At 68.6% G+C, this 4,492-nt stretch carries 5 protein-coding genes; 2 read left to right on the forward strand and 3 right to left on the reverse strand.

Translation table 11 applies throughout. From position 1 onward, the window contains the following. The coding region (locus tag QZV84_RS10415) for a glutamine synthetase beta-grasp domain-containing protein (protein ID WP_292829178.1) at positions 1–746 on the reverse strand (746 nt) is incomplete at its 3' end. Positions 747–878: 132 nt separating this feature from the next. On the opposite strand from QZV84_RS10415, the gene QZV84_RS10420 reads away from it, so the two are divergent. Further along, positions 879–1,271 (forward strand): RDD family protein, encoded by a 393-nt coding sequence (locus QZV84_RS10420; RefSeq protein WP_292829179.1) that lies wholly within the window; start codon positions 879–881, stop codon positions 1,269–1,271. An 11-nt stretch (positions 1,272–1,282) separates the two neighbouring features. Here the strand turns inward: QZV84_RS10420 and QZV84_RS10425 are convergent, their stop codons facing one another. Beyond that, on the reverse strand, positions 1,283–1,993 hold the full coding sequence (locus tag QZV84_RS10425) for a DUF4191 family protein (protein WP_292829181.1): 711 nt from the start codon (positions 1,991–1,993) through the stop codon (positions 1,283–1,285). Positions 1,994–2,117: 124 nt separating this feature from the next. Between QZV84_RS10425 and QZV84_RS10430 the strand changes: the two genes are divergently transcribed. Further along, on the forward strand, positions 2,118–3,428 hold the full coding sequence (locus QZV84_RS10430) for a hypothetical protein (protein ID WP_292829183.1): 1,311 nt from the start codon (positions 2,118–2,120) through the stop codon (positions 3,426–3,428). Positions 3,429–3,435: 7 nt separating this feature from the next. On the opposite strand, the gene sucB is transcribed toward QZV84_RS10430, so the two are convergent. Beyond that, the coding region (sucB, locus tag QZV84_RS10435; protein ID WP_292829185.1) for a 2-oxoglutarate dehydrogenase, E2 component, dihydrolipoamide succinyltransferase at positions 3,436–4,492 on the reverse strand (1,057 nt) is incomplete at its 5' end.

Consider the following 4,492-nt stretch of genomic DNA (forward strand, 5'->3'; position numbering starts at 1 on the left):
GACGTGTTCTTGACGATGTACTTGAACTTGAGGATGTCGTCGGCCGCGTGCACCATCGTGTCGAAGCGGTAGTTGATCTCCTGCTGACCACCCGTGCCGACCTCGTGGTGCGAGCGCTCCAGGATGAAGCCTGCTTCGATGAGCTTGAGGGTGATGTCATCGCGCAGGTCGGCGGTCTTGTCGACGGGACTGACCGGGAAGTAGCCGCCCTTGTACGGCGTTTTGTTCGCGAGGTTGCCGCCCTCTTCGACGCGACCGGTGTTCCACGCGCCCTCCTCGGAGTCGACGCTGTAGAAGCTCGAGTTCTGCTTCACTTCATAGCGGACGTCGTCGAAGATGTAGAACTCGGCCTCGGGGGCGAAGAACGCGGTGTCGGCGATGCCCGTCGAGGCAAGATACTTCTCGGCCTTCTTGGCGACCTGACGCGGGTCCTTGTGGTAGATCTCGCCGGTGCGCGGGTTGTAGATGTCGAAGATCATGATGAGCGTCTTCGCTTCGCGGAACTGGTCGACGTACGCGGTCGACACGTCAGGGATGAGCTGCATGTCGGACTCGTGGATGTTCGCGAAGCCGCGGATCGAAGAGCCGTCGAACAGCTGGCCGACGGTGAAGAATTCCTCGTCGACGGTCGAGGCCGGGATGTTGAAGTGCTGCTGCACACCAGGAAGATCCGTGAAACGGATGTCGAGGAACTTGACGTCCTCGTCCTTGATGAACGTGAGCACCTCGGATGAATCTTTGAACATGAAGGCTCCAGAGTTAGGGCATCGGGAACTGCCGCCCGCACGCGGGCTTCCTCGAACCGTACCGGGGGGGCATTGCTCCGCAGTGACACCATTGTTTCCGGCATGTTACGCGAGTCTCGTTAGGCTTACGCAGTGACCAGCGACGCGCAGAGCCATCCGGGGCAGCGGCTCGGGCTTCCGGCGACCGGCAGCGGCTCTATCGCGCGCCCCGGGCGCCGGATCGGCGCGCTGTTCATCGACTACGGCGCGGCCTACCTGATCTCGGGCTTCTTCGACTGGGATGCCCTGGCGATCCTCACGATCTTCGCCCTCATCCAGATCCTGTTCCTGCCGACCCTGCAGGGCAGTCCCGGGCATCGCATCCTCGGAATGAAGCTCACCAGACTCGACGGTTCGTGGGTCGGCCTGTTGCGGCCGATCGTGCGGACGGCGCTGCTGATCGTCGTCATTCCCGCCGTGATCTGGGATGCCGATCAGCGCGGCCTGCATGACAAAGCAGCCGGCACCGTCCTGGTCCGCGCGTAGCCGGGCTGTCCTCAGCGGGGGCGCGGAGCGCGAGCCTTCGTCGGGTCGATGCCTTTCGGAATCGGCAGCGAGGCAAGCGATTGCGACACGGAATCGAGACGCTTGATCACCGCGGCCATCGTCGCGCGATCGATCTTCTTCGGCAGCGCCTTGATCGCGGAGGCGAGCTTGGCGATCGGCACCTCGTCCGGGCCGTGACCCACGTAGAAGACCGTGACCGGCACCCCCGTCGCCACGCGCTGCGCCTTGGAGCGCTCGTCGTTGACGAGGCGGGTGAGGCGCCCGCGGGCGCCCTCTCCGACGATCACGACCCCCCCGCGGCCCACGGCCCGGTACACGGCCTCCTGGGTCTTTGGGTTGACGCCGACCGGCATGTCGCTGGACTGCCACTTGCGGCCCAGAGAGGTCGACATCACGTGGCCGGCGGCGCCCGGCATCCCGTCGATCTGCTTGTACATCGCGCTCGTGGACAGGCGTGTCATCGTCATGAGCGAGGCGAGGATGCCGAGCATCAGACCCGTGACGGCCCACAGCGCGATGCTCCAGAGTGCGACGGGGGGAAGCAGCAATCCGATCCCGACGCCCAGGGCGATCGACACGATGAAGATCGCCGCCAGGAGCCAGGGCAACCAGGGATACGCCTTCTGCGTGAACGTGAACAGAGTGCGGATCTGAGAGAAGAATCCGGGCCGCTTCTCGGGCGCGGTACTGCGTGCTGCCATGGCACCAGCCTACCTATCGGCGTCACCCAGGTCGGCTCCTCCCCAGGGACCGACCCCGCGCCGGCCTCCACAGGTCAGCGTGCGGAGGCAACAGCCAGGTCGCCGGCCGCTCAATGTCGGAAGGGTGACGAATGGCGCAGGGGGTCCGCTGCAGGAGGGATACCGGGTGATCCGCCTGATGGCCGGCGGTGCGGACTCACCGTGGCCGGGCGCGCTGGTCTGCGGGCCGACGGGGGAGACCTCGATCGCCGTGGATGCCGATGCACTCGGGTTCGACTGGACGGGATGGGCGGCCGAGCCGTCGGGCCACCTTCTGGGACCGGTCGACGTCCTGCGCCGCGCGGACGGACACGACGTGCTGCTGCCGGTCTGCACTGAGCGGCTCGAAGAGTTCCTGGCCCGCCGGGCGGGAGGCGCGCAGCTGACCGCCGGCGAGTGTGTGACGGTGGCGGTGAGCCTCTTGCGGGCCACCGCGGAGCTCACCGCCGCCGAGTCGCGCGTGAGCGGCACGTGGTGGCTCACGGAGGCGGGCAAGCCCGTACTCGCGACCGAGACCGGGCAGGCGCCCCACGAAGGGCAGACTGCCGAACACCTGCGTCACCTCGCCGAGCAGGCGCCTGTGCTCGCTGCCGCTCTCCTCGACGCCGCAGCGGTCGTGGCCGAACCACGCCGCCGCACGCGCGAACTCGAGCGTGCCGAGGCGGCGATCTTCGCCGTCGCCGATCCGCTCGCGCTCGCGACGACCACATTCGGCCCGAAGCTCGCGCGGGATCGCTCGATCGCCGATGCGCGCCCCGGCCCGGTCGACGCCGAGCCGGCACCTCCCTCGTGGGTGGTGTCGCTGTCGCGACACGTCGATGCGGACTGGGCCGACCTGGTCTCACGGACCACGACCGGGGTCTGGCGCGCGCTACGTGCGCCCCGGACAGGACGCCGACGGCCGTGGCTCCTGGCCGGCGGGATCGCCGGGGTTGTCCTGGTAGGCGGCCTGATGTGGCCGACTGGCGGTGCCGGTCCTGCGACAGCTGAGGTTCCGGCCGGGCCGACGGCGACGCCGGCCCCAAGCCCGGCATCCGCCCCCGCGGGACAGTCAGGGACTCGAACCGGTCCCGAAGAGACAGCGTCCGATCCACCGGTGGGTGCGTCGACCGATCTGGCGGCGATCACCGCCGATCTGCTCACCGCTCGCAGCGCGTGCGGTCAGGATGAGTCGTGTCTCGGGAAGGTCCAGGAGTCGGGCGGTGCGCGCTTCCCGAGCGGCGTCGTCGACCTCCCCGCCGACGAACGCACTGTGGCGCTTCTCGACGAGTTCGGCGGCGCGGCGGTGCTGCGCGCGGAGGCGTCAGGCTCCGATGCCACGCCTCAACTGGTGGTCATCGTCCGCACCGACGAGCGGTGGCTGCTTCGGGACGTGTACGACGTCCCGAAGCAGTGACCGGCGATCAGATGCCGAGCTGGCCCTGGAACGACGCGTCCTCGAGGCGCTTCTTCACTGTGGTGAGGAAGCGCGCCGCGTCGGCGCCATCGACGATCCGGTGGTCGTAAGACAGCGCCAGATACACATAGGAGCGGATGGCGATCGCGTCCTTGCCGTCGACGGAAACCAGGCCCGGCCGCTTGACGACCACGCCGGTCCCGAGGATCGCGGACTGAGGCAGGAAGACGACGGGCGTGTCGAACAGCGCGCCGCGCGACCCCGTGTTGGTCAGCGTGAATGTTCCACCGGCCAGCTCATCGGGCTTGAGCTTGTTGTTGCGGGTACGGGCGGCGAGGTCGGCGATCTCATGCGCGATCTCAGCGAGACTCTTGGATGCCGCGTCACGCAGCACCGGCGTGAGCAGGCCCCGTTCGGTGTCGACGGCGATCGAGAGGTTCTCCGAGGGCGGGTAGACGATCTGGTCGCCGTCGACGGTGGCGTTGATCACCGGATTCGACTGCAGGGCTTCCGCCGCCGCGAGGGCGAAGAATGGCAGGAACGACAGCTTGTCGCCGGTCTTGGCCTGGAAGTCGCCCTTCACGGCGTCACGGTAGGTCGCCAGCTTGGTGACGTCGACCTCGACCACCGTGGTCAGCTGCGCGGTGGCCTGCATGGAGGCGACGGCGCGCTCAGCCAGCACCTTTCGCAGTCGCGACATCGGCTGAGTCGTGCCGCGCAGCGGTGAGACCTCCACCTTCGCCGGCGCGGAAGCCGCCGGAACGGCAGCCTCGGCAGGCGCCGCGGCCCTCTCGGCGGCCTTGAGCACATCTTCTTTGCGGATGCGGCCGCCCACGCCCGTGCCGGTGACGGTCGACAGTTCCACGCCCTGCTGCTGGGCGAGTCGGCGCACCAGCGGCGTGACGTACGCCGTCACATCGGAGTCGTCGGCGGCAGCCGGGGCCGACCTTGGCGCGGGAGCCGGGGCGGCTGCCGGAACCTGCGCTGCCGGGGCGGGTGCCGCGGCAGCAGCCTCCTGCGCGGGCGGAGCCTCCTGCGCGGGCGGAGCCTCCTGCGCGGGCGGA

The organism is Microbacterium sp. (genome assembly GCF_011620715.1).
Lineage (GTDB): Bacteria > Actinomycetota > Actinomycetes > Actinomycetales > Microbacteriaceae > Microbacterium.

Coding starts and splice junctions, on each gene's coding strand:
- QZV84_RS10425 (WP_292829181.1), bottom strand. CDS start 1,993: ATGGCAGCACGCAGTACCGCGCCCGAGAAGCGGCCCGGATTCTTCTCT.